This is a genomic window from Janthinobacterium sp. LS2A (assembly GCF_036543145.1).
Lineage (GTDB): Bacteria > Pseudomonadota > Gammaproteobacteria > Burkholderiales > Burkholderiaceae_D > Janthinobacterium > Janthinobacterium aestuarii.
The window spans coordinates 157,822-182,737 of record NZ_JAZHPB010000004.1 but is presented as its reverse complement, the minus strand read 5'-3'; the positions used below and the strand labels follow the sequence as shown (position 1 = coordinate 182,737).

Below are 24,916 nucleotides of genomic sequence, written 5' to 3'. Positions count from 1 at the left end.
GGCGGGCTGTTAACCGGCAGGCTTCAGGCGGCCAATGACGCTGGCCACCTTGGCCGTGATCATGTCGACCGCGGGGCCGTTGGCGCCATGCGGCAAGATGACATCGGCATTGCGCTTGGTCGGCTCGATGAATTGCTTGTGCATCGGGCGTACCGTTTCCAGATACTGCTCGATGACGCTTTCCACGGAGCGGCCACGTTCCGTGATATCGCGCTGCATGCGGCGGATGAAGCGCACGTCGGAGGCCGTGTCGACAAATATCTTCAGCGACATCATGTTGCGCAAGTCTTCGTCATACAAGGCAAACAGGCCTTCGATCACGATCACGGGCGCCGGCTTGACGGGGATGGTCCGGTTGGAGCGGTTGTGCAGCGTGAAGTCGTACTCGGGCATCTCGATCGCTTCGCCATTGCGCAAGGCCTGGATATGCTGCACCAGCAATGGCCACTCGAACGCCTGCGGATGGTCGTAATTCTGCTGGCGCCGGACTTCAGGGGAAAGATGGGTTTGGTCGCAATAGTAGTCGTCCTGCATCACGACCGAGACCATGTCGGCGCCGAAGGACGCGAGCACTTGCTGGGATACGGTGGACTTGCCACTGCCGCTTCCGCCAGCGACACCAATAACAAACGGTTGGAAGGAAATATTATTCATGCCGAATGATACCGGAAACGCGAGCTGACCGACAGGGAGCGGCTGCAAAGCCGGGCCTGTCACGCGGCAGGCACGCGCCAACCGAAGAAGGGGCCGATAGGCGAACGTTTGGCAAGATGGTATTCTCAACAAGCTCAAGATGCGCGGACGGGACGCAGCGCGCCGCCGGCATTGCATGCCTGCCCTCTTTCGGCATCGATTGACCATTGACGAGAAATGAACAATGAACGAAGAAAAATTTTGGCAACTGATAGAGCAAATCGGCCGTGAAGCCCTGGAAGCCGGAGGCAATTGCGCCGCCTGGCCCAGCTAACGGCAATGGACGCCATCGCCGCAAGCAAGGCATATATCAAGCTGGCCGAAGGCGATGCCGGGCAATGGGATATGCACATGGCGGCAGCGGAAGCCGTGCTGCGCGGCGCCTTGCAATCGGATCGGCAAACGGATCCGCAAGACACCGCCCTGCTCACTTGCCTGGGCGCCGTGCTGTGTGACCAGGGCAAGTACAGGGAAGCCGTCAACGTGCTGGAAACGGCGCTCACGCTGGGCTCGACGGACAGCCATACCCATTACAACCTGGGGGTGGCTCTGGCGGGACTGGCAAAACCGCGCAAGGCCATGGCGCAATTTGGCAAGGCGCAGGGCCTTGCCGCTTGCAGCCTGACCTGGACCGCCTATTTCGACCCGCAAGCCCAATAGGCGTGCCCGGAAATTACTCGAACTGCTTGCGGAACGCCTCGAACTGCGCCGCCAGGCCATCGAAGTCGCTGCGCAATTGCAGCACTTCCTGCTCCAGCTGGGCGACACGGCTGCCCTGCTGCGGCGCGCTGACGGCGCCGGCGTAGCCTGCCGCCGTCTCGATCTGCGCCAGCGCTTCCTCGCCGCCCAGCAAGTGGCCGTAGCGCGGTTCCTTGGCACCGGGCGCGACGGCCAGCTTGGCCACCAGCGGCGGATATTTGTCGATCAAGAACTGCAGGCCCGACTCCACTTCCGCCACGGACTTGAATTCATGTACGCGGCCGCTGCGGCTGCGGATCTCGCCCGCCGTCTGCAAGCCGCGCAGCATCAGGATCGTCAGGATGGCAAGTTTATCTTGTTCCAGCGACCACTTGATGCGCATGCGGTGTTCGTACTTGGCGACCCGCGCACCCGCCTGCGTGATGCCGTTGACGAACTTGCGCTGCATCAGGCGCTGCAGCACGTCGTAGACGGTTTCTTCGGAAAGAGCCATGACGGGGTCGCGGCTGGACAGCTGGTTGCAGCCGTTCGTCAGCGCGTTGAGCGACAGCGGATAGCTGTCCGGCGTCAGCGCTTCCTTTTCCGCCAGCACGGCCAGCACGCGGATCTCGAAGGGGTCGAGCAGATTCGGATTGTCGCTGCTCTTTTCTGCTGCGTTTTCAGCTATGTGTACGTCTGTAGTCATGCCTGTATCCTTAGTCAACCAGCTTGTTCATTTGCTCGGAATCGAATTTATCACACTCGGGCACGCCCTGGCAGCAGATGCCCGCCGCCTTCAGGGTGGCGAGGATGGTTTCGATACGCTGTTCCTGTGCCACCGCGTGCGTGATCAAGCCTTGCAGCGCTTTCGACAGCGGATCGTCGCCGTTGGGCGTGACGCCATACGCGGCGAACAAATGGGCGGTGCTGCCCTCGCGCAAGGCACTGACATCCTTTTGCACGATGTGTGCGGGGTTGCCGACGGCAGTGGCGCCGGATGGCACGGGTTTGAGCAGTACGGCGTTCGAACCCACCTTCGCGTACTCGCCCACGGTGAAGCTGCCCAGCACCTGCGCCCCGGCGCCGACGATGACGCCGCGCTCCAGGGTCGGATGGCGCTTGGCGCCACTGTGCAGCGACGTGCCGCCCAGGGTCACGCCCTGGTAGATAGTGCAGTCGTCGCCGACGACGGCCGTCTCGCCGATCACCACGCCGAAGCCATGGTCGATGAAGACGCGCCGGCCGATGACCGCACCCGGATGGATCTCGATGCCCGTGATGATGCGGGCGATATAGGAAATGAAGCGCCCCACCCACTTCATGCGCCGCGTCCAGCACCAGTGCGCCCAGCCATGCATGACGATGGCGTGCAAACCCGGATAACAGGTCAGCACCTCCCAGCCATTGCGGGCGGCCGGGTCACGTTCAATGATGCTGTTGATGTCTTCGCGCAGGTGGTGGAACATAATGAAAATGGATAAGGTGGAACGCAAATGGTAGCGTATTCGGAGGCGTGCTGCCGGAGAGGCAGATAAACAACCGCCGCCTCAAGGGCGGCGGCTGATTTTCTGGAAGCGTTACAAAACGTTCAGGGCAAGGCGCATTGCCGAAGACAGTACGAATGTACGGCGAGGCAATGCAACGCCGCCATGGACGTTTTTTAGGCTTCCAGCGCGATGCGCTGGCGGCGGGCTTCATAGAGACATACGCCCGATGCCACGGACACGTTCAGACTCTCGACGGAGCCGAACATCGGGATGCTGACGAGGATGTCGCAGGTGTCGCGCGTCAAACGGCGCATGCCTTCGCCTTCGGAACCCATGACGAGGGCCGTCGGACCCGTGAAATCGGCTTCGTACAAGCCTTTTTCGCCGTCGTCCGAGGTGCCGATCAGCCAGATGCCGCGCTCTTTCAGTTCACGCATGGTGCGCGCCAGGTTCGTCACGGTGATGTACGGGACGGTTTCGGCGGCGCCGCTGGCAACCTTGGCGGCCGTGGCGTTCAAGCCCACGGCGCGGTCCTTCGGCACGATGACGGCATGTGCGCCGACGCCGTCGGCCACGCGCAGGCAGGCGCCCAGGTTGTGCGGGTCGGTGATGCCGTCGAGAATCAACAGCAGCGGCGGGCCGTCGATGGCATCCAGCAGCTCATCGAGATTGCGCGCCAGCGACAGCTGCGAGGCAAACGCGATCACGCCCTGGTGGCGGCGCGTGCCGACGATCTTGTCCAGGCGCGACGAATCGACGGGCATGACGCGCACGTTGGCAGCCTTGGCGGCGGCGATCATGTCCTTCATGCGGCCGTCGACGCGGCTGGCATCGACGAAAATTTCTTCCACGGACGACGCTTCATGACGCAGACGCGAGGTGACGGCGTGGAAGCCGAAAATCATTTTATTCTTCATTATCTATCTATCGCTTATCGCTTGTTCTTGCTTGATTTTGATACAGTTTTTGCTGCACGTGGTGCCGCCGCAGCGGGTGCCGCGGCTGGTTTCTTGCTGCGCTTCGGCGCGGCGGCCTTGGGGGCTGCCGCCTTGGGGGCTTCCTTGGCTGCAGGCTTGGCTTGCGCCTTGGCGCCGTTGGAACGGCCGCCGGAACCCTTGCCGGGTTTGCCACCATTGTTGCCGCCGCCATTGACGCTGGTTTTGATCTCGTGACGCTGCTCGGTCGCGGGACCGGGCTTGACCATCGATTTCTTTTCGCCCTTGCGCTTGCCGCCAGCTTGCTTGGCTGGCGCTTCTTCGCCCGCCAGTTCCGCATCGGTGACCAGGCGCAGGTCGATCTTGCGCGTTTCCAGATCGACACGTGCCACTTGCACCGTCAGACGGTCGGTCAATTGATAACGCTTGCCCGTACGTTCGCCGCGCAATTCATGGCGCGCATCGTCGTACTGGAAGTAGTCGGTACCCAGCTCGGTGACGTGCACCAGGCCTTCGACAAACAGGGTGTCCAGTTGCACGAAGACGCCGAAGGTGGTCACGCCGGTGATCGTGCCGGTGAATTCCTCGCCCAGTTTGTCCTGCATGAAGTAGCACTTCAGCCATGCCTCCACGTCGCGCGATGCTTCGTCGGCGCGGCGCTCGTTGGCCGAGCAATGCACGCCCAGCGCGTCCCAGATCGTCAGATCCGTCTTCTTCGGCTTGCCGTCGGCCTTGTCCTTGGCCTGCTGCTTGCGCGTGGCGTTCGACACGTTCGTGTTCAGCACGGTCTTTTCGGACAGCTTCGGCTCGTACTTCTTGCCTTGCAAGATGGCCTTGATGGCGCGGTGCGTCAGCAGGTCGGGATAGCGGCGGATCGGGCTGGTGAAGTGCGCATACGCCTCGTACGCCAGGCCGAAGTGGCCGATATTGTCCGGGCTGTAGACGGCTTGCTGCATCGAACGCAGCAGCATCGTTTGCAGCAGGGCCGCGTCGGGACGCTCCTTGATCTGCTGCATCAGGGTCTGGTAATCGGATGCCGATGGCGTGTCGCCGCCCGTCAGGTTCAGGCCAACCTGTTTCAGGAAAGTGCGCACTTGCGTGAGCTTTTCCTTGGTCGGGCTGGCGTGAATGCGGTAGGTGCCTGGGTGCTTGTTACGCAGCAACAGATCGGCCGCGCAGACGTTGGCCGCCAGCATGCACTCTTCGATGATCTTGTGCGCTTCGTTGCGCGTGCGGGGAATGATCTTTTCGATCTTGCCGGCGCTATTGCAGACGATATACGTTTCCGTCGTCTCGAAATCGATGGCGCCCCGCTCCGTGCGTGCTTTCAGCAAGGCGCGGTAGACGGCTTCCAGGTTTTGCAGGTGCGGCAGGATGTCCGCGCGGCGTGCCGCTTCGGGACCCTTGGTGTTGCCCAGCACGGCAGCGACTTCGTCATACGTGAGGCGCGCGGCCGAATGGATGACGGCCGGATAGAACTGATACGCCTTCAGCTCGCCCTTGTCGCTGACGACAGCGTCGCAGACGAGGGTCAAGCGGTCGACGGCCGGGTTCAGCGAGCACAGGCCGTTCGACAGTTTTTCCGGCAGCATCGGGATCACGCGGCGCGGGAAGTAGACGGACGTGCTGCGCTCGAGCGCGTCGATATCGAGCGCGTCGTTCGGTTTCACGTAATGGCTGACGTCGGCAATCGCCACGATCAGGCGGAAGCAGTTGGCACGGCCGATCTTGACGGGCTCGCAATACACGGCATCGTCGAAATCGCGCGCATCTTCGCCGTCGATGGTAACGAGCGGCACGTCGCGCAGGTCGACACGGTCTTTCAGGTCGGCGGCGCGTACTTCGAACGGCAGCTTTTCAGCTTGCTTGAGGGCGGCGGCGGAAAAGATGTGCGGCACGTTGAATTTGCGCACGGCAATTTCAATTTCCATGCCGGGATCATCCAAAGCGCCCAGCACTTCGACGATCTTGCCGACCGGCTGCTTGAAGCGCATTGGTTGCTCGGTCAACTCGACGCTGACGATCTGGCCGGCTTTTGCCTTGCCGACCGAACCGGTGACGAGAATGTCCTGGCCGATGCGCTGGTCTTCCGGCGCCACGACCCAGGTACCGTTTTCCTGGATCAGACGGCCGATGACGTGGGTATTGGCGCGGTAGGTGACTTCGACGATCGTGCCTTCGGGGCGGCCGCGGCGGTCCGTGCCGACGATGCGGGCCATGACCTTGTCGCCATGCAGTACTTTCTGCATTTCTTTCTCAGGCAGGAACAGGTCGGCGCTGGCGTCATCGGGAATGACAAAGCCGAAGCCATCGCGGTGGCTGGTGACGCGACCGGCGACAAGCGCGCTCTGGTCGGCCAGGCTGAAAACACCGCTGGCGTCAGACCTGAGCTGGCCGTCGCGCTCCATCGCCTTCAGGCGACGGACCAGGACATCCATGGAATCGGCATGCACTTGCAGCGTTTTCCCGAGAGACTGCGGGTCGAGAGGCGCGTTGACGCTGCGGAATATGCCGAGAATGTCCTCCCGGCTGGGGATGGTGTGGGTATTTTGGCTCAAAAGTATTTCTATAGTTGTTATTGACAGTGATCAAACGGAAGACAAAGACCGATGACATCACCGTCAATATTGACACGGTGATGTCCGGTAGTGTACCGGAGGACGCCTTGGTTTGCCTAACGGACAGCGTAGCGGAAACCGAACAAGTGCCCCGCCGATGAAAAAAAGGAGAAAAGCTGCGCAATGCATTTGACTTCGGCAAATATTGCTCTATAATCTCGGTCTCTTGCAGCGACAAACCTTCACGGGAATGCAGTTACAGGAAAGCGGTACAGGGTTGATGTGCAGTATGGAGCGAAAGCTCATCTGGCGCAAAACTCTTCAAGTCGCTATAATAGCAGAATTGTTGCTAAATTATTTGGCAACAAGTACTCGAGCAGCAATGTAATAAGCAATAGCAGTATCAGTGCCCACGTGGCGGAATTGGTAGACGCGCATGGTTCAGGTCCATGTGCCTTCGGGTGTAGGGGTTCGAGTCCCTTCGTGGGCACCATTACCTAATTCGCAAAAGAGCCGCAAACTTTCACGAGTTTGCGGCTTTTTTCATTTCCGCAGCGAAAAGCCCTCTCCTTCCGGCAAGCAACTCACCCGGCATGGCTGCGGACAAAAAGCTGCGGAAAACGCTGAAAAAATAGGCAGCCTCAGCCTTTCTTCATAGGGAACAGCCCTTTTCAGGCGAAAAAACATGTTTCTTGAAGAAAAGTGCAAAATGTTGATTGACCGAATGCGCGCCAGCCCTTATGATTTTGTCCTCGCTGCAGAACACGCAGCGACAAGCAGCAAGCAGTAACAATGCCCACGTGGCGGAATTGGTAGACGCGCATGGTTCAGGTCCATGTGCCTTCGGGTGTAGGGGTTCGAGTCCCTTCGTGGGCACCACCAGCAACGAGTTGTTCATCGTTGTGATCCGCAGTAAAGTAGTAAGATTGCAGTAACAAGCAGCACAATGCCCACGTGGCGGAATTGGTAGACGCGCATGGTTCAGGTCCATGTGCCTTCGGGTGTAGGGGTTCGAGTCCCTTCGTGGGCACCACCAGCAACGAGTTGTTTTCGTTGTAGTCCGCAGTACAGTAGTGAGATATAGCAGTAAGCAACAAGCAGCATCAGTGCCCACGTGGCGGAATTGGTAGACGCGCATGGTTCAGGTCCATGTGCCTTCGGGTGTAGGGGTTCGAGTCCCTTCGTGGGCACCATTACCTAATTCGCAAAAAAGCCGCAAACTTTCACGAGTTTGCGGCTTTTTTCATTTCCGGATGCCGCGTTGCCACGGCATCCGTCCCCCTTATTTCGCCAGCGCCGCCTTCACGGCGTCAAGCAGGCTCGTCGTCGGACGGCCGATCAGCGCGCTCAATTGCTTGCCATGGTCTTCCAGGCCGCCCTTGGCCGTGCCCGCATCGGAGTCGGCCAGCAGATCGGCAAAGCCTTCCGGCACGCCCACGCTCACCAGCGCCGCCTTGAAATCCGCCTGCGGCAAATCCTTGTACACGATCGCCTTGCCCGACTGGCGCGCCACTTCGGCCGCGTACTCGGCCAGGGTGAACCCTTGGTCGCCAGCCAGTTCATAGATGGCTTGCGGCTGGGCCGTCGTCAGCACGGCGGCGGCGGCCGCTGCGTAGTCGGCGCGCGCGGCGGACGAGAAACGCCCGTTTTGCGCCGCACCCAGCACGACGCCATGCTCGAGCACGGGCGCCAGGTGTTCCGTATGGTTTTCCAGGTACCAGCCGTTGCGCAAGAAACTGTAAGGCAGGCCGGAGGCGCGGATGACCGCTTCCGTGATCACGTGCTCGGCGGCCAAGCCCAGCGGCGACGTGTCGGCGCGCAAGACGCTGGTGTAGGCCAGCAGGGATACGCCGGCGCGCTTGGCCGCATCGATGACGTTCTGGTGCTGCTGCGCGCGCTGACCCACTTCGCTCGACGAAATCAGCAAAACCTTGCTTGCGCCCTTGAACGCCGCGTCGAGGCTGGCCCCATCGTTGTAATCGGCCTGGCGCACTTGCACGCCCCGGGCGGCCAGGTCGGCGGCCTTGGCCGGGTTGCGCACGGCGGCGATGATATTGGCTGCGGGGACGGATTTGAGCAGGCTGGCGATGACGTGCTGACCCAGATTGCCTGTGGCGCCGGTGATGACGATCATGATTTCTCCTTGGTACGTGGGTGGTAAAACCCTATAATAGGACTATTACTTACTTATTGTAAGTACGTACCTCTTGGTAAGTATGAATGCAATCCACCTTAACAAGGCCAACTATCATGTCCACAGACACTCCCGGCGCCAGCCTGCGCGCCGCCCTCGCCCGGCAAACCCAGGACGCCCACCTGCTGGCGGCCACCTGCCCGTCGCGCGCCGTGCTCAGCCACCTGACCAGCCGCTGGGCCGTGCTGGTGCTGGTACTGCTGCTGAGCGGCACACGGCGCTTCAGCGAACTGCGCCGGGAAGTGGGCGGCGTCAGCGAAAAAATGCTGGCGCAAACCCTGGAAGCGCTGGCGGGCGACGGCTTCGTGCTGCGCCAGGCGTACTTGGTGATACCGCCCAAGGTGGAATACAGCCTCACGCCATTGGGACGCGAGGCGGCAGAACGCCTGGCCGTGCTGGTCGACTGGATCGAGGATAATTACCCGCGCATCGAACAGGCGCGCGCCGACCTGGCAGCGGCGCCCGCGGCACAAAACGCCGCGTGAACGAGACCCATCCGCATTGCCTTGAGTCATCAAGAATTATCGTTTACTCCTACTTGCCTTGATGTAATACTAGGCCCATGAAACGCGTAAGGGCGCGACACCATGAACCAGTTGATTTCTTCCATCACCGACCGGGCCAATGTGCTGTTGGTCAGCAATTCGCCGAACGATGTGCGCGAACTGCTGTATGTGCTGGACAGGCATAATCTGGGCACGGGACTGGCGGGCGATATCGACGAAGGCGTGGAACTGGCGGCCGGCGGCACGGACCTGATCCTGCTCGACGCGGCCCTGGCGGGCTCGAATATCGGCGCCACCTGCATGCGCCTGCGCAATGCGGGCGGACGCCACAGCGTGCCCCTGCTGCTGATGTCGGCCACGCCCAGCGCCGAGGAACAGGGCCGCAGCGTGGGCGCCGGCGCCTCCGACTACATCAAGATGCCCTTCAACGCGCGCGACGTGGCGGAAAAAATCCTCATGGAACTGGCGCTGCACAAGGCCGAGGCGCCCGCGCCGCGTGCGGCCACGCCGCCGCGCCCCCTGCATCCGCAAACGCTGGAAGTCAATTACCACTCGATCCTGGCCGGCTCGCCCGACGCCGTGCTGCTGTTCGATATCGACAACGGCCTGCTGATCGACGCCAACCATCTGGCCGAAGAATTGTTCGGCATGCCGCTGGCCGAGCTGCTGCAAGGCGGCATGGAGCCGCTGTTCCCCCAGCATCAGAGCGACGGCCGCGCCTCGCCGCAACTGCTGGAAGAAAAGATCCGCGATACCTTGCAAGGCAAGATCGTCGTCTTCCGCGCCAGCTGCTGCCACCGCGACAGCCGCCCGATCGCCTGCGAAATCCGGCTGATGCGCCTGTCCGTGCCGGGACGCCAGCTCGTGCATGCGCGCATCATCGACTTGACTGAACGCAACCTCGCCGAAGCGATGCGCTCGGGCCAGAGCGCCCTGCTGGAAATGGTCGCCAAGGGCGCGCCGCTGATCCCGACCCTGAACCAGCTGCTGCTGTTAATCGAAGGCCAGTCGCGCGGCGTGCTCTGCTCCATCATGCTGCTCGACGACGATGGCGTCCACATGCACAGCGCGGCCGGCCCCAGCCTGCCGCCAGACTACATGGCCCTGCTCGAAGGCGTGGCCATCGGCCCCGGCGTGGGTTCTTGCGGCACGGCCATGTTCCTGCGCGAACCGGTGGTGGTCAGCGACATCATGTGCGATCCGCTGTGGGCGCCCTACCGCGAGCTGGCCGCGCCGTTCGGCTTGCGCGCCTGCTGGTCGCGCCCCATCTTCGGCCAGGATGGCGCCGTACTCGGTTCCTTCGCCATGTACTACCGCGATGTGCGCAAGCCCGATGCGCGCGACCTCGAACTGATCGACACGGCGACCGACCTGGCCGGCATTGCGATTGGCCGCATGCGCCACGAGCGCGAACTGGAGCGCCACCGCGCCCACCTGGAAGAGCTGGTGGCCGAACGCACGGCGGCCCTGACGCAGGCCAAGGAACACTCGGAACAGACGAACCGCGAATTGGCCGCCGCACTGGAAAACCTGTCCATCACGCAGGAAGAACTGGTGCGCCGCGACAAGCTGGCCGCGCTCGGTGCGCTGGTGGCCGGCATCGCGCATGAACTCAATACGCCGATCGGCAACGGCCTGGTGGTCGCCACCACGATGGCCGAACGCACGCGCGAAATCCAGGCCAGCTTCCTCGATGGCTTGCGCCGCTCCGAACTGGGCGCCTACCTGACGCAGGCCAGCGAGGCCGACGCCATCATGCTGCGCAACCTGCAGCGCGCCGCCGACCTCGTCTCAAGCTTCAAGCAGATCGCCGTCGACCGCGCCAGCTCGCAGCGCCGCCACTTCCTGCTGCGCCAGTTCGTGGCCGAGCTGATGCTGCCCCTGTCCACGCAGCTCAAGGCGGCCGGCTTGACGCTGACGCAGGACGTGCCCGAGGGCCTGGCCATGGACAGCTATCCGGGTCCGCTGGGCCAGGTGCTGAGCAACCTGCTGGAAAACTGCCTGCGCCACGCCTTCGAGGGCCGCAGCGGCGGCACCATTCACATCAGGGCACGCAGCAGCGACGACGGCAAGACGATCACCATGTCCATCGCCGACACGGGCGTGGGCATCGCCGCCGACGACCTCGTGCACGTCTACGACCCTTTCTTCACGACCAAGCTCGGTTCCGGCGGCTCGGGCCTGGGCCTGCATGTGGCGCACAACATCATCACGGGCGTGCTGGGCGGCCATATCGACGCCACCAGCAGCACGGGCGACGCCAGCGGCACCACCTTCACCCTGCAGCTGCCCGCCGTGGCGCCGCAATCGCCCGCGCCCTGAGCGGCAAGCGCGCTACAATGCCCGCAAGCATTCTTTCGGAGCACCCATGAAATACCTGATCGCCACGGCCTTGCTGGCAGTGTGCGCCTGCGCAATGGCCGGACCTGCCCCCTGGTACAAATGGCGCAGCAAGATCGACGGCACCCTGTCGTGCGCCCAATCGACCCTGGGATTTGGCTGGGAACTGGCCTCGGGACCGTACAAAGATAGCCGTTGCGAAAAACCGGCGCTTGTTAAATAATGGGGCCATGACCACACGGGGGCACCGGCTTGATTGCAAGCGATGGCATTGCGGCGTCGAAAGAGTATGGAACGATAAGAACGTATCTATTCAAACCGAGGAGACCACATGTTTACGAATCCCGAACAATTCGCATCGGCCACCAAGGCCCTGTTTGAATTCCAGCTGATGACCTTCAACACCCTCACCTCGAAGGCCGTTCAAGGCGTGGAACAGGTGCTGGCGTTGAACATGGCCACCGCCAAGTCCGGCATCGAGGATGGCATCGCCGCCGGCAAGGAAATCAGCCAGGCCAAGGATCCGAAGGCCGCCATGGCCGCCGCCGCTGCCCAGCTGCAACCGGGCGTGGCCGGCGCCAAAGCGTATAAACAGCAACTCGACGACATCATCAAGGAAATCCACACGGAATTCACCACGGCCGCAGAAGCCCATGTGGCCGAAGCGAAAAGCAATCTGAGCGCCCTGATCTACGACGTCACGAAAAACGTGCCGCCAGGCTCGGAAAACGCCGTCGCCATCGTCAAGGCCGCCATCGACAATGCCTTCCTCGGCTACGAGCAAGTGACCAAGGCCACGAAACAGGCCGTGAAGACCGTCGAAGAGCAGATCGCCAAGGCCAGCGCGCAAGTGGCGCAGGCCACGGAAAAAGCCACGACCGGTGCCACTGCTGCGCCTGAAAAAGCTGCGCCGGCCGCCAAGCCGAAGGCTGCCAAAAAGTAATCCGACGCATTGTTGGCGTTAATGGTGATGTCGGATTACGCGCTTGCGCGCTAATCCGACCTACCACCTACAAGAATCCACCGGCAGGGTCCGGTATTCGCCCCCTCCCATCCCCCCGAAATAGCCTGAGCCTAGCTGCAGAAATCCTGGCATGCCTTCGCCTCGACGGCGCCGTCCAGCTGGCGGCGCCAGGCCGCCATGCGCCACGCGGCCCAGGCGGCGGACAAGGCACCCGCGACGAGGATCAGCCGCGTATCGATCAGAGTCAGCACGGAACCACTGAGGGCGACGACGATGTTGGCGATGCAAAACGTCGTGGCCAGCAAACCCATCACGGCGCCCTGTCCGTGTGCGCTGAAGCGCTCGGCGCACCAGCCCTGTATGACCGTGTTGTACAGGGCATTCGGAATGCCGAACAGCACGATGGCGGCGATGCCCACCCAGATATTACCTAACGCCAAGATCCCTACGGCCAGCGCCACGCCGCACGCATACCAGCAGGCCCGCAGCAGCGGCGCATGGCGGCTGGGACCGCCCGCCAGCAAGGACGTGATGGTCATCGTGCCGCACAGGCCCACATTCACCCAGGCAATCTCCTGTGCATGGTAATTGGCCGTCTCGACCAGCCACAGCGGATAGAACTCGTAAAAACTGGCCACGCCGCACGTAAACGCCAATTGCACGATGAACAGGGTGCGCAGCTCCTCATGGCGCAGCAAATTGAGCGAATGGCGGTCACGCGCCACTTGCCACCACGACGTCGTCAATAGCGAGGGCGTTTCACGCTGTAAACCCACGGCCACCAGCACGGCGACGAGCATCAGGGCGGCGGCGGCGATCCAGAACGGCACCGTCACGCCCCAATGCAGGGTCGCGCCCGCCAGGATCGGGCCTACCAGCCAGCCCAGATAAAACGCCCCGTTCAGCCACGACATGGCGCGCAGGCGCAGCGGTCCCGTCAACTGGTCGGCCAGCATGGCGCGCGCCACGGCACCGTTCCCTTCCAGCAAACCCGTGATGAAACGGGCCACGATGAACAGCGGGTAGGACTGGATCACCAACGCCCAGGCCGTGATGGCGTGGCCGATGGCGGCGCCCACGGCCGTGCGCATCAGCAAGGGACGGCGGCCATAGCGGTCGGACAAGGGCCCCAGCAAAGCCGAGCCGATCAGCAAGCCCAACGGGTTGATGGTCAGCGCCAGGCCGAACAGCAATTTGGACGGCAAGCCCAGGAAATTGTTGAAGGCATTCGGCGCCTCGGCTGCGAACAGGGGTGGCAGAATCGGGTATGGCAGCGAGGCGCCGATGGTCGACAGCAGCGCCAGCAGGCAGGCGGCGGAAATCAGGATGATGTTTTTCATGCGGGTTCGGCGGATGTTAGTCTGGCAAGCATACGTGACCATGCCACATAAGCAAACTTAAATGTTTATTAATGATGTCCATCGTTGCTGCCGTGAAGCGTGCGAGGCACGGCCTCGGCTATCATGCCCACACGAATCACGTTTAACGGGGCAAACATGACACTGTCAGAAATTGAACAGCAGCACGGCTTCACCTATCCCGCATTGTATCGGCAGCTGGAGCGCGACGGCATGCTGGCCGTGGGCGAATACGGCCCCGACTGGTACAAGCTGGTCTATCCCACATTGACGGAGCGGCCCACCCTGCTGTTGCATGCGGATGATTTCGAATTGCTCAACATCGAGGCCGTTGCCGCGGAAGCGGAAACCTTGCTGGATACGGACGATTACCGGCAGATCGATCCCACCTTCCAGTTCATTCCCTTCGCGCAAACGGGCGCGGGCGACCACTACTGCTTTTTCGCGTCAAGCGAGCAAGACGGCGAGATGCCCATCGTGCTGCTGTGGCATGACGAGAATGAAGCCCAGTACCTGGCAAAAAACCTGCAAGATTTCATGGTTCACATGTTGTTGAACAGCATGGCGGACCAGGATACGTACAACGACGTCAGCGACGAGGCATTCAAGGAGCAACTGGCAAAAACCCTGGGCACGCACGCGCGCTACCTGACGGCGCGGCAAGCCGAAGTGTTGCACGCCTTGCTGGCCAGGGACATCATCGATTACGAGGTGGCGCTGCCGAAGGGACGCACGGAAACGCACAGGGGATTGCTGACCGATATCGAACTGGCCAGCCTGCGCGCAGAACTGATTCCCTGTGAAAAGTTCAACAGCTATTTTGCCTACAGCACGGCTGACTGAACATAAAATCGCTGGGCAAGCGGCGGCTGAAGGTTTAAACTGTATATAAACACAGTAAAATCGTTAACCTTGCCCTATTGCCCCCATGTTGAGAGTCCTGGAAAATCCCCTGTACTATCTGGATAATTTCCAGGATGTGCTGAACTGGATAGCTGCGCGTTACGCCGATCTGCTGAGCCCTGAAGAAACGCAGTTTATCGCCGCCTTCAGCGCACTGCCGCAGCCGTCGCGCGCCCTGTTCGTGCGCCTCGTCATGCGCAAGGGCTGCCTGTTTCGCGCCAGCAAGCTCAATTACCCGGAAATCGGCGACGCGCGCGCGGCCGCCCTGCCTTTGCTGGCCACGGGCTGGGTCGAGGCTGATCCAGCGATCTCGCTCGATGAACTGTTCGAACTGCTGCTGAAAGCAGAAATCGTCCAGGCCTTCGCCCTCGCCGCCCCGCTGAAAGCGGCGCGCAAGGCCGAGCAGCTGGACGCCTTGCGCGAGCAGCATGGGGAAAGTAAACCGTTTTCCGCTTGGCATCCAGCCTGCACCGACGTGCTGTACCGCATCGGCTTGCAAGCGCTGTGCGACCGCCTGCGCCTGATTTACTTTGGCAACTACCACCAGGACTGGTCGGAATTCGTGCTGTCCGACCTCGGCGTGTATCAATACGAAAAAGTGGAATTCTCGCCGCAGTCGCGCGGGTTTCGCACGCGCCAGGATATCGAGCACTATGAAGTGCTGCACCAGTGCCGCGAACGCTACAACGACAGCGCGCCGGCCGACGAGGTGCTGCAGGAACTGGCTGCGCTGCCCTTGTCCGAGGACAATACCTGGCTGGCCAGCCGGCGCGACAAGCTGCGCTTCCAGATCGCCCAGCACCTGGAAAAATGCCAGGACTGGCCGGCCGCCTACCGTGCCTACGCCGATTGCCGCTATCCGGGCGCGCGTGGCCGCGCCATCCGCGTGCTGGAAAAAGACGAGCAGCCGCAAGCGGCCTACGAACGCTTGACGATCGCCCTGGCCGCGCCGGAAAGCGAGGCGGAACAGCAATTGCTGCTGCGCATGGCGCCCCGTTTGCGGCGCAAGCTGGGGCATGCCAAACAGGCGGCCAATGCGGCCGCCGCCGTGGAGCGCATCGACCTGCTGCTGCCCTATCCGGAACAGGCGTGCTACGTGGAAGGCGTGGTGCAGCAGCATTTGATGCGGGAGGATGCGCCCGTGTATTACGTGGAAAACACCCTGATCAACTCGCTGTTCGGCCTGCTGTGCTGGCCCGCCATCTTCAAGCCCATGCCGGGCGCCTTCTTCCACCCGTTCCACCGTGGCCCGGCCGACTTGCACAGCGCCGATTTTTACCAGCGCCGCAGCAAGGACTTTGCCGCCTGCCTGGCGCAACTGGGCGACGGCAGCTACCACGCGGCCATCCGCGCCACGCTTGCCGCCAAGCACGGCACCGTTTCGCCCTTCGTCAGCTGGGACGTGCTGGACGACGGCTTGCTGGACCTGGCGCTGGCCTGCATCCCGGCCGCGCACTTGAAAAAGGCGTTCGAGCGCATCTTGCTCGACATTAAAAGCAACCGCAGCGGCTTTCCCGACCTGATCCAGTTCTGGCCGGCCGAACAGCGCTACCGCATGATCGAGGTCAAGGGTCCGGGCGACCGCCTGCAAGACAACCAGCTGCGCTGGATCGCGTATTGCGCCGAACACACGATGCCCGTCAGCGTGTGCTACCTGCAATGGCAGGTGGCCACATGAGCGGCATGAAGTATACGATCGCCGTACGCTCCCTGTGTGAATTCACGGCCAAGGTAGGCGACCTGGACTTGCGTTTTACACCGTCCCCCACGGCGCAGGAAGGCATGGCCGGCCACGCCACCGTGACGGGCCGGCGCGACGATGATTACCAGCGTGAAATCAGCCTGTGCGGCGACTTCGGCCCCCTGCACGTGCGGGGCCGCGCCGATGGCTACGACCCGGCGCGGCGCCAGCTGGAAGAGATCAAGACCTACCGGGGTGAACTGGACGCCATGCCCGCCAACCATCGCCAGTTGCACTGGGCGCAGGCGCGCATCTACGGCCACTTGCTGTGCCAGCAACTGAACTTGCCCATGCTGCGCGTGGCGCTCGTGTATTTCGATATCGTGAGCCAGAAGGAAACCGTCATGCACGAGGAGTGCACGGCCGAGGCGCTGCGCACCTTCTTCGAACAGCATTGCGCGCTGTTCCTCGACTGGGCCGAGCAGGAAATGGCGCACCGCGCCAGCCGCGACGCACAGCTCACGGCCATGGCCTTTCCCCATGCGGACTTTCGCCCGGGCCAGCGCCAGCTGGCCGAAGCCATGTACAAGGCCAGCAGCCGCGGCTGCGGCTTGCTGGCGCAGGCGCCGACCGGCATCGGCAAGACGGTGGGCAGCCTGTTCCCCATGTTGAAAGCGACGGCCGCGCATGGCCTCGATAAACTGTTTTTCCTGGCCGCCAAGGTGCCCGGCCGCCAGATGGCGCTCGACGCCTGCGCCATCCTCAAGGACAGCGCCCCGCTGCTGCCCTTGCGCGTGCTGGAACTGAGCGCCAAGACCAGCGCCTGCGAACATCGGGACAAAGCCTGCCATGGCGAATCGTGCCCGCTGGCCAAGGGTTTCTACGACCGCCTGCCACTGGCGCGCGAGGTGGCGCTGGCCAGCGGCTTGATCCTCGACAAGGAAGCCGTGCGCGCCGTCGCCTTGCAGCAAGGTATCTGCCCCTACTACCTGGGCATGGAATTGGCGCGCTGGAGCGACGTCGTCATCGGCGACTACAATTACTATTTCGACCTCAGCGCCATGCTGTACGGCATGACGTTGGCCCACGACTGGAAAGTCAACGTGCTGGTCGACGAAGCGCACAATATGGTGTCGCGCGCGCGCAGCATGTATACCGCCGAACTGGCGCAGATCGACCTGAAGATGCTGCGCAAGTTCGCTCCCGAAGCGTTGAAAAAACCGCTCGACCGCCTCTCGCGCCAGTGGACGGCTTTGTTGAAAGAGCAGGATGGCGACTACCACGTGCATGCGGCCTTGCCCGACAAATTCTTTGGCGCCCTGCAAGGCGTGGCCACGGCCATCGGCGACTACATGGCCGAACACGCTACGGCCCTGGACGAGGACTTGCAGCGCTTTTACTTTGACGTGCTGCTGATCAACCGCCTGGCGGAAAGTTTCGGCGAGCATTCGCTGTTCGACGTCAGCAAAACAGACACTGGCTCCACCGTCTGCATCCGCAACATCGTGCCGGCACCGTTTCTCAAGGAACGCTTCGCGGCCAGTCACAGCACGGCCCTGTTTTCCGCCACCCTGAGTCCGTGGAATTACTACAGCGACACCCTGGGCATGCCGGCCGACACGGCCTGGGTCGACGTGGAGTCGCCATTCCAGGCGGAACAATTGTCCGTGCGCGTGGCCGACACGATTTCCACGCGCTACCAGCACCGCGCCGCCTCCTTGCTGCCCATCGCCCAGCTGATGGCGAAGCAATACGCGGAAACGCCGGGCAACTACCTGGCCTTCTTCAGCAGCTTCGACTACATGGAAAAGACGGCCCACTTGTTCTCCCAGCATTATCCGGACGTGCCCCTGTGGCAACAGCCGCGCCGCATGGATGACAGTGCCCGCGCACAATTCCTCGGACGTTTCGGCCTGGACACGCGCGGCATCGGCTTTGCCGTGCTCGGCGGCGCGTTCGGCGAAGGCATCGACTTGCCCGGCGCACGCCTGATCGGCGCCTTCATCGCCACCCTGGGTTTGCCGCAGATCAATCCCGTCAACGAGCAGATCCGCCAGCGCATGGGCGACATCTTCGGCGCCGGCTACGATTACACGTACTTGTACCCGGGCATGCAAAAAGTGGTGCAGGCCGCCGGCAGGGTCATCCGCACGCAGTCGGACAAGGGCGTCGTCTACCTGATCGACGACCGTTTTTCGCGCCCGGAAATCCGGCAACTCTTGCCCACCTGGTGGGATGTGCAGCTAGCCAACCAGTAACTTCAGCTTCTGGTAGCCCGCCTTGCTCACGGGAATGCGCGTGTCATCGCGCAGGATGGCCACGTGACTGTCTTTCGTTGCCGCCTCGATGCGGCGGATGCCATCGATATTGAGCAGATATGATCTATGCACGCGCAGGAACTTGGCGGGATCGAGCTGGGTTTCCAGTTCTGCTAAGGTCTGGCTTTTCAGGTAGGACTTGCCTTCGGAACGGATGCTGATGTAATCGTCCTGCGCCTCGATGTAGTCGATGCGCGCGCTGGCGATGACGTGCACCTTGGCGCCGTCGCGGATCAGCACGCGGTCCAAAGGCGCGGTGCGCGTGGCCGCCTCGCGCGCCAGCGTTTGCACGGCAGCGGACTCGGACGCGGCGGCAGCGTTGCGGTTGGCGCGCGCATGGGCCAGCGCCTGGTCGAAGCGCTGTTCACTGAACGGTTTCAACAGATAGTCGAGGGCATGGCATTCGAACGCTTTCAAGGCGTACTGGTCGTAGGCCGTGACAAAGATCAACTTTGTCTTCGCGCCGATCAATTCGGCCACTTCAAAACCGTCCAGGCGCGGCATCTGGATGTCGAGGAACACCAGCTCCGGTTCCAGTTCCGCGATGGCCTTGACGGCGTCAAAGCCGTTGGCGCACTCGGCGACGATTTCGATATCGTCATGGCGCGCCAGGTATTCGCGCAACACGCTGCGCGCCAGCAATTCGTCATCGACGATGGCCACCCGCATTCTTGCCTGCATCATGCTTCCTCCGTGTCGCCGGTCTGTGCCGGCATCGATAGCGTTACTTCAAACGCCGCGCCGCGCCGCGCCCAATGCACGCCCGCTTCGTGGCCATACGCACCGGCCAGGCGCTGGCGCACATTCTCCAGGCCCACGCCGTTGCCGCGCGCCGGCCCCTGATCCGCATCGACGGGATTGCGCACGGCGATCTGCAGCAAGCTGCCCGCGCGCCGGACATCGATGGCGATCAGGCCACCCTCCGTCAAACCGCAGATACCATGCTTGACGGCATTTTCCACGAGCGGCTGTATCAGCATGGGCGGCAACAGACACGCCAGCGCCGCAGTGTCGATGCTTTCCGCCACTTGCAGGCGTGCGCCGAAACGCACTTGCTCGATGGCGAGAAAGTGGCGGATCAGCACCAGTTCCTCTTGCACGGTGATGTGCTTGTGCGCTTCCAGGCTCAGGCTCTGGCGAAAGAAACTGGCCAGCTGCACCGTCATTTGGCGCGCGCCCGCCGCATCGATAGACGTCAGGGCGCTGATGGAGTTCAGGCTGTTGAACAGGAAATGCGGATCGATCTGCGTGCGCAGCATGCGCAGTTGCGCTTCCTGCGCCATCAGCTGCGCTTCCAGGCCCCGCTGCTCGGCCATCCTGGCGCGCACGAATTCGAGCAGCAGGTAATGCACGGCGGCGGCCAGGCAATACAGCAGCGCGCCCAGGCCGAAGAACAGGGCCAGCAGCGACTGCGTCAAGTTCACGCCCAGCCAGTGCTGTTCCGTCAACAGGCTGACGCTGTTCAAAAATTGCAGCAGGGTCGCCCACAGCAAGCCCGCGAACAGGGCCGCCACGCCCATCACGCTGGCAATGGCGAACGGATGGCGGGCGTGCAAGGGATAGGCGCGGCACAAATAAAACGCGGAAAACCCCGAGCCGATCGCATACACGAGCGTGGCGGGTACCACCAGCAGCATCGCATTGAGCCAAGGCGCGTGCGCCACCCTGGCCAAGATGGCGGCCAGGGCCAGGCCCAGCGCGATGCAGACCAGCAACACCACCACGGCGCCGCGCCGCTTCGACAAGGGTCCGGACATGCGCGCCTAGTTGCGGATTTCCAGGCCGCCCATGATGGCGTAGCCCGTCACGTACAAACGCTTGTTCTGGTTCGGCGGCACGATGGTCTTTTCTTCGAAGCCGCCAAGGATGGGCGTGCCCTGCAGCACCACGCTCCAGTCGGGCGGAATCTTGATGGTGACGCCGCCGCACAGGGCGAATACGTTGAGCACGGCTTCGCCTTCGATCGATGCCTGGCGCAAGTCAATTTCGCAGCCTGCCATGATGACGTTGATATCGCCGCCCCTGAAGCGCTGCGACGATACGCGCCGCACGTAGCCGCCCAGGATGGCCGTCACTTCGATGATGCTGTCGTCGTCCGCCTGGCCGCCGGTGCCGGGCGCTGCAGTGGCATCGGCGGCTTCCTTGTCGAGCGATACGGCGCCATTCCTGGGCTGGCCGAAGGCGTCAGGCGCGGCGCTGCCATCGGGCGATGCGGCAAAGTGCCGGCGGCGCTGCCGCTGCCGCCCGCCGGGCAGGGATTTCGACACGACGGCCACACCGGCGGCAATGATGAGCAGCGGCCACAGCATGCTCCAGTTGATGTAGAACAATCCCATGGCTTTCAAGGTCCAGCTCAGGCCCAGCAAGACCATCACGCCGCCGACGATGTAGCCGGAGCGGGAATGGCTTTGCGATATTTTCAGCAAGCCGAAAATGATGAGGATGGTGGGCCAGAAGCGGAAGGTATAGCGCACATTGATGAAGCCGAGGTTATCGAGCAGGAACAGCAGCCCCAGGCCGATGACGATGACGCCCAGCACGATCTGCGATGGCGAATGCAGCGGCGGTCTATTTTTCATGCTCGGACTCCCGGTAGGCAATAAAATGTTTGTTCAGCAGCGGTTCGAGCACGAGGCCCACGCCCCAGGCGATCAGCAAGGCTGGCCAGCTATTGTAGAAATTCAAGTTCCACAGTTCTTCATACGACACATACCACCAGGCGGCGAAGAAGATCAGCCACAGGCCGCTCAGTACCTGCTTGGCGGACACGGGCGTAAGCAGCTTGTTGAGGCCGAAGACGGCCAGTATCACTGGCCAATAATGCCATAGTGCATAGTAGTCATGGAGATAGATCACATCGAGCCGGTCCAGCAGGATGATGGCGCCGATGGCGATCAGCAGCACGCCCCACAGCAGCTGGGTACGGCGGTAATACGCTGGTTCAGGTTTCACGGTCACCCCTTGAAGTTGGTTGATCGTAAAGATACGCGGATTTCGGGCGCGCGAAAACAGCGCTTCGGCGAATGGCGGACAGGTGGCGGTGAATGGCGCAACGGCAGAAAAAACAGGCAAAAAAAAGACCGGCTAGGCCGGCCTTGAAGGGGTTCGCAGCACACACCGCGACCTTGAGTTGCAGTGCACAGCCGCATGGCGCAAACGGCGCCGGCGGCGGAAATCTGGTGCCGATCCTTGAGGCGACCGGCTGACCTGCTGGAAGATCGAACATGCCGACAACTTCACGGCAGTGCGTCTCAACCAAGCAAAGCCATCATACTCCCGATCGCAAAACAGCACCGTTCGCTAGCGCACACTGGTGCGGTTTTGCTGAGCTGCATCAACCGGCGACGGCGTGCGGCGGCTTGAGCATATCGTTCTCGATCCACTCCAGCACGGACGGACCCTGCGGCTGCCAGCCCAGCAGCTTGCGCGCCCGCTCGCCGCGCACGCGGCTGTTGGAACCGAGGCCGTAGGAAGCCATCTCGTAGCCCCATTCGGCAATGGCCTCGGGCAACGGCCAGTCCTGTGCGGAACCCAGGTCCAGTGCGGTGGCGATGGCGGCCGTCATGTCACGGAAAGCCGCTTCGCCCGATTCGACGAAATAAAACGTGCCGGCGGGCGACTTTTCCAGCGCCAGCAGATACAGGCTGACGACATCGTCGATATGCACGTTGGACCAACTATTGCGGCCCGGCCCCACGTGGCGCACGATGCCGCTCTTGCGCGCCTGTTTCAATAAGCGGGGCAATTGCACACTGTCGCGCGGCAAGGCGCCATGGCCGTAGATCAAAGTGTTGCACAGCACGCTCGCGCGCACGCCCTGGCCTGCGCTGGCCAGCACCAGGTCATCGATGGCGACCCGGGCCGCCTTGTCGGCCGTCGGTGCCGGCAGCTTGTCTTCAAAATAAATCTGTTCCGTGCCCTCGCCGCCCGACGCGTCGCCCACGATGGACGAGCCGCTCGTGTGCAAAAACACTTTGTTGGTGCCGGCCAGCGCTTCAAGGATCGCCTCGACGGCGCCCCGGTGGTCGCTGCTGGCCGCATTGATGACGGCGTCCGCCGCCTTCGCCTGCTCGATGAGCAATGCGCGGTCGTTCAAATCGCCGTGCACGCCCAACACACCGATGGTGGCCAGCTCGGCCACCTGCTCTGGCTTGCGTACGAGGCCCGTCACCTGGTGGCCGGCGCGCACGAGGCCCGCCGCGATGGAACTGCCGATGAAACCTGCCGCGCCTGTCAAGAAAATCTTCATGCTTTACTCCTGTCTGGTTAGATTGCTGTCAATCACACCAGTCCAGTATGCCCACTTTCGTCTTTCGCAAAAAGCGGCCACACAGCAAAATATCTATGACTTCGACGCAACAATCTTCTGCTTGAGCTGCAGGGCGGCGATGTAGCGGCTCCGGTAAGCGGGGTCTTCCGGCGTGAGCAAGGTGAGCCTGTCGCGCGCGCGCGTGGCGGCCACGTAGAAACGGTTTTCCTCTTCCAGCGGGTCGGTCTTGCTGCGCGGGAATTCGTCGACGGCCAGGTAGGGCAAGATCACATGGTTGTATTCGAGGCCCTTGATCTGGTCGATGCAGGCGATGACCAGTTTGGCCTTGCCGGTCGAGACCGTCACGGCCTCTTCCATCTCGCCCAGCCAGCCGGCAAAGCCGCCCAGCGCCACGCCCGCTTCGCTGCACACGGCGATAAAACCGTGCAGGGAGCGGGCGACAACCCGCGCCTGGGCCGGATCGACGTAGATGCGGCGCGCCGTCTGTTCCAGCTGCATCAGGCCAAAGATGTGCTGCAGCGCATCGCCCGCCAGCGCGTCGGGGGGCAGCGCACGCAGGTAATCGACGGCGGCCAGGGTCAGCGCCGCCTTGTCCTGGTTCTGCGACTTGGCCAGCTGGTTCGTCAAGAAGCCTTCCAGCAAGTCGGGATAGTTGGCCACGTCGACCTTGGCTTGCTGCAGCTCCGCGCGCGTAAAAGGAATTTCCGCGAACGCCACCAGGGCTTCGAGGATCTCGCCGCGGCGCGGGCCGCTCTTGATCGCGTGCAAATCCTTGCGGGCGATGGCGACCATGCCGCGCAGCATCAGCACTTCCAGGCTCAGCAGATAGCTGTTCATGTCCACCAGCCCATACGCGATGCCGCTCTGGAACAGCGCCGTTTCCACGCGGATGGCCTGGTCGCGGTCGCGCAGCAAAATGGCCGTCGTGCCCGCATGCGCGTGTTCGAGCGCGGCGATCAGCTGGGCGCTGCACGCCTGCGGCTGCGCGTGGTCATATTCGAGCAGCTCGATGTGGGTGGCGCGCGTGAGGGCCGACACGCTGGCCTTGTTTTTCAGCACGCCCACGGCCTGCGCCAATTGCGGGCCGTAGCGGTAGGATGCGGTCAGCGGCAAGCGCTGCAAGGTGGGGAATTCCTGCTCGAAGCGCTGGCGCAGGAAGCGGTGGTCGGCGCCCGACCACGTGTAGATCACTTGATCCTTGTCGCCGGCGCCGCAGAAAAACGCGTTGCCGCGGCGTATCAGCATGGTCAACAGGCGGAACGACGCTTCATTCAAATCGTGCAATTCATCGGCCACGATGATCTGGAAGGCCGGCAATTGCTGGCGCAGCGGCTCGTCGCCGTCGAGCATGCGCACGAGGTCGTAGGTGGCGTCGAACGGCGCGCGGAACTGGATGTCGCCCGTGTCGGCGCCGCGCAAGCCCTCGTATTCGCGCAGCCACAGGTAATGCGTGCGCGACATGCCCAGCAGCTCCAGGTTGTCGTCCAGGGAATTGCTTTCGAAGTCGGGATTCTGGAAATCGAGGCGCGCCTTGGTGCGCAGCTGCAATTTCAAGAATTCGGCGATGGCCCCGTTCGTCGTGTTGATTTCCAGCGGATAGCGGTGAGCATATTTTTCCGACACGACTTCCAGCGCTTCCCAGGCAATCGGGCGCAGCTCTTCATCACTGCGCATGGCTGCCACTTGCATGTTTTCCAGCTGCAACAGCACCTTGGCGGCAAAGGCGTCGAAGGTGTCGACCGTCAAGCGCTTGACGACACCGAGCGGCACACCCACTTCCAGCAGGCGCTGGCGCAGGGCCACGCGCGCCGCTTCCGTAAAGACGAGGGCCAGCATGCGTTCGGGCGCACGTCCCCGGTGCAGCGCTTCGGCCAGGCGCAGGGCCAGGGTCGTCGTCTTGGCCGCGCCGGCATTGGCGTCGATCAAGACCACCTTCTTTTGCGCCGTCTGGATGGCGACCTGCTCCGGCGTGGGCGTGATGCGTTTGGGAATGAACTGCGGGGCGTTATCTGTACTCAAAAGAATTCCTGA

General features: G+C 62.4%; 22 protein-coding genes and 4 tRNA genes. 12 read left to right on the top strand and 14 right to left on the bottom strand.

Annotated elements, in window-relative coordinates; all coding sequences use genetic code 11:
• Positions 1 to 9: 9 nt before the first annotated feature.
• Positions 10 to 654 (bottom strand): uridine kinase, encoded by a 645-nt coding sequence (gene udk, locus V3C40_RS13610; protein WP_070303044.1) that lies wholly within the window; start codon positions 652 to 654, stop codon positions 10 to 12.
• 318 nt (positions 655 to 972) lie between these two features.
• Between udk and V3C40_RS13605 the strand changes: the two genes are divergently transcribed.
• A complete protein-coding gene (locus tag V3C40_RS13605; protein WP_331777701.1) occupies positions 973 to 1,353 on the top strand; it encodes a tetratricopeptide repeat protein in 381 nt (126 codons plus the stop codon).
• A gap of 13 nt (positions 1,354 to 1,366) precedes the next feature.
• On the opposite strand, the gene V3C40_RS13600 is transcribed toward V3C40_RS13605, so the two are convergent.
• The 4 genes from V3C40_RS13600 to rnr form a co-directional block, all read right to left on the bottom strand.
• Positions 1,367 to 2,077 (bottom strand): YceH family protein, encoded by a 711-nt coding sequence (locus V3C40_RS13600; RefSeq protein WP_051991822.1) that lies wholly within the window; start codon positions 2,075 to 2,077, stop codon positions 1,367 to 1,369.
• 10 nt (positions 2,078 to 2,087) lie between these two features.
• Complete coding sequence (gene cysE / locus V3C40_RS13595; protein WP_034756915.1) at positions 2,088 to 2,837, bottom strand: serine O-acetyltransferase; 750 nt, start codon at positions 2,835 to 2,837, stop codon at positions 2,088 to 2,090.
• Between the two features lie 194 nt (positions 2,838 to 3,031).
• A complete protein-coding gene (rlmB, locus tag V3C40_RS13590) occupies positions 3,032 to 3,775 on the bottom strand; it encodes a 23S rRNA (guanosine(2251)-2'-O)-methyltransferase RlmB (RefSeq protein ID WP_034756912.1) in 744 nt (247 codons plus the stop codon).
• A 14-nt stretch (positions 3,776 to 3,789) separates the two neighbouring features.
• Complete coding sequence (gene rnr, locus V3C40_RS13585; protein ID WP_331777700.1) at positions 3,790 to 6,351, bottom strand: ribonuclease R; 2,562 nt, start codon at positions 6,349 to 6,351, stop codon at positions 3,790 to 3,792.
• Between the two features lie 408 nt (positions 6,352 to 6,759).
• Here rnr and V3C40_RS13580 point away from each other — a divergent pair.
• The 4 genes from V3C40_RS13580 to V3C40_RS13565 all read left to right on the top strand — a co-directional run bounded on the left by V3C40_RS13580 (position 6,760) and on the right by V3C40_RS13565 (position 7,544).
• A tRNA-Leu gene (locus V3C40_RS13580) sits at positions 6,760 to 6,844 on the top strand.
• 301 nt (positions 6,845 to 7,145) lie between these two features.
• Positions 7,146 to 7,230, top strand: a tRNA-Leu gene (locus V3C40_RS13575).
• A 69-nt stretch (positions 7,231 to 7,299) separates the two neighbouring features.
• Positions 7,300 to 7,384 (top strand) — tRNA-Leu (locus V3C40_RS13570).
• A 75-nt stretch (positions 7,385 to 7,459) separates the two neighbouring features.
• Positions 7,460 to 7,544: transfer RNA gene (locus tag V3C40_RS13565), tRNA-Leu, on the top strand.
• Positions 7,545 to 7,633: 89 nt separating this feature from the next.
• On the opposite strand, the gene V3C40_RS13560 is transcribed toward V3C40_RS13565, so the two are convergent.
• A complete protein-coding gene (locus V3C40_RS13560; RefSeq protein WP_331777699.1) occupies positions 7,634 to 8,485 on the bottom strand; it encodes an SDR family oxidoreductase in 852 nt (283 codons plus the stop codon).
• 116 nt (positions 8,486 to 8,601) lie between these two features.
• Here V3C40_RS13560 and V3C40_RS13555 point away from each other — a divergent pair, with 116 nt between their 5' ends.
• The 4 genes from V3C40_RS13555 (at position 8,602) to phaP (ending at position 12,334) form a co-directional block, all read left to right on the top strand.
• Positions 8,602 to 9,030, top strand: a complete 429-nt coding sequence (locus tag V3C40_RS13555) for a winged helix-turn-helix transcriptional regulator (RefSeq protein ID WP_034755112.1) — start codon at positions 8,602 to 8,604, stop codon at positions 9,028 to 9,030.
• A 102-nt stretch (positions 9,031 to 9,132) separates the two neighbouring features.
• On the top strand, positions 9,133 to 11,373 hold the full coding sequence (locus tag V3C40_RS13550) for an ATP-binding protein (protein WP_331777698.1): 2,241 nt from the start codon (positions 9,133 to 9,135) through the stop codon (positions 11,371 to 11,373).
• 46 nt (positions 11,374 to 11,419) lie between these two features.
• Positions 11,420 to 11,614 (top strand): hypothetical protein, encoded by a 195-nt coding sequence (locus V3C40_RS13545; protein WP_034755105.1) that lies wholly within the window; start codon positions 11,420 to 11,422, stop codon positions 11,612 to 11,614.
• A 108-nt stretch (positions 11,615 to 11,722) separates the two neighbouring features.
• The gene (gene phaP / locus V3C40_RS13540) at positions 11,723 to 12,334 is read left to right on the top strand and encodes a TIGR01841 family phasin (protein ID WP_331777697.1); all 612 of its coding nucleotides are present in this window, start codon (positions 11,723 to 11,725) and stop codon (positions 12,332 to 12,334) included.
• A gap of 131 nt (positions 12,335 to 12,465) precedes the next feature.
• On the opposite strand, the gene V3C40_RS13535 is transcribed toward phaP, so the two are convergent.
• A complete protein-coding gene (locus V3C40_RS13535) occupies positions 12,466 to 13,695 on the bottom strand; it encodes an MFS transporter (protein ID WP_219329798.1) in 1,230 nt (409 codons plus the stop codon).
• A 156-nt stretch (positions 13,696 to 13,851) separates the two neighbouring features.
• Between V3C40_RS13535 and V3C40_RS13530 the strand changes: the two genes are divergently transcribed.
• From V3C40_RS13530 to V3C40_RS13520, 3 genes are all read left to right on the top strand, one after another.
• Entirely contained in the window at positions 13,852 to 14,556 is a 705-nt protein-coding gene (locus tag V3C40_RS13530; protein WP_331777696.1) for an SMI1/KNR4 family protein, read from the top strand.
• An 85-nt stretch (positions 14,557 to 14,641) separates the two neighbouring features.
• A complete protein-coding gene (locus V3C40_RS13525) occupies positions 14,642 to 16,294 on the top strand; it encodes a VRR-NUC domain-containing protein (protein WP_331777695.1) in 1,653 nt (550 codons plus the stop codon).
• A 5-nt stretch (positions 16,295 to 16,299) separates the two neighbouring features.
• Positions 16,300 to 18,555 (top strand): ATP-dependent DNA helicase, encoded by a 2,256-nt coding sequence (locus tag V3C40_RS13520; protein WP_331777880.1) that lies wholly within the window; start codon positions 16,300 to 16,302, stop codon positions 18,553 to 18,555.
• On the opposite strand, the gene V3C40_RS13515 is transcribed toward V3C40_RS13520, so the two are convergent.
• The 7 genes from V3C40_RS13515 to V3C40_RS13485 all read right to left on the bottom strand — a co-directional run bounded on the left by V3C40_RS13515 (position 18,541) and on the right by V3C40_RS13485 (position 24,904).
• The gene (locus tag V3C40_RS13515) at positions 18,541 to 19,284 is read right to left on the bottom strand and encodes a LytR/AlgR family response regulator transcription factor (protein ID WP_331777879.1); all 744 of its coding nucleotides are present in this window, start codon (positions 19,282 to 19,284) and stop codon (positions 18,541 to 18,543) included. The genes V3C40_RS13520 and V3C40_RS13515 overlap by 15 nt on opposite strands.
• Before the next feature lie 11 nt (positions 19,285 to 19,295).
• A complete protein-coding gene (locus tag V3C40_RS13510) occupies positions 19,296 to 20,372 on the bottom strand; it encodes a sensor histidine kinase (RefSeq protein WP_331777694.1) in 1,077 nt (358 codons plus the stop codon).
• Positions 20,373 to 20,378: 6 nt separating this feature from the next.
• A complete protein-coding gene (locus V3C40_RS13505) occupies positions 20,379 to 21,194 on the bottom strand; it encodes a LiaI-LiaF-like domain-containing protein (RefSeq protein WP_072454750.1) in 816 nt (271 codons plus the stop codon).
• Positions 21,184 to 21,567 carry a LiaF transmembrane domain-containing protein gene (locus tag V3C40_RS13500; RefSeq protein ID WP_034755139.1) on the bottom strand — a complete coding sequence of 128 codons (384 nt, stop codon included), beginning with the start codon at positions 21,565 to 21,567 and terminating at the stop codon, positions 21,184 to 21,186. The genes V3C40_RS13505 and V3C40_RS13500 overlap by 11 nt, the downstream gene beginning before the upstream one ends.
• A complete protein-coding gene (locus tag V3C40_RS13495) occupies positions 21,557 to 21,841 on the bottom strand; it encodes a hypothetical protein (protein ID WP_331777693.1) in 285 nt (94 codons plus the stop codon). Before V3C40_RS13495 ends, V3C40_RS13500 begins: the two co-directional genes overlap by 11 nt.
• Positions 21,842 to 21,949: 108 nt before the next feature.
• Positions 21,950 to 22,864, bottom strand: coding sequence for an NAD-dependent epimerase/dehydratase family protein (locus tag V3C40_RS13490; protein ID WP_331777692.1), 915 nt, complete (start codon positions 22,862 to 22,864; stop codon positions 21,950 to 21,952).
• Positions 22,865 to 22,957: 93 nt separating this feature from the next.
• Complete coding sequence (locus V3C40_RS13485) at positions 22,958 to 24,904, bottom strand: ATP-dependent helicase (RefSeq protein ID WP_331777691.1); 1,947 nt, start codon at positions 24,902 to 24,904, stop codon at positions 22,958 to 22,960.
• Positions 24,905 to 24,916: the final 12 nt, after the last annotated feature.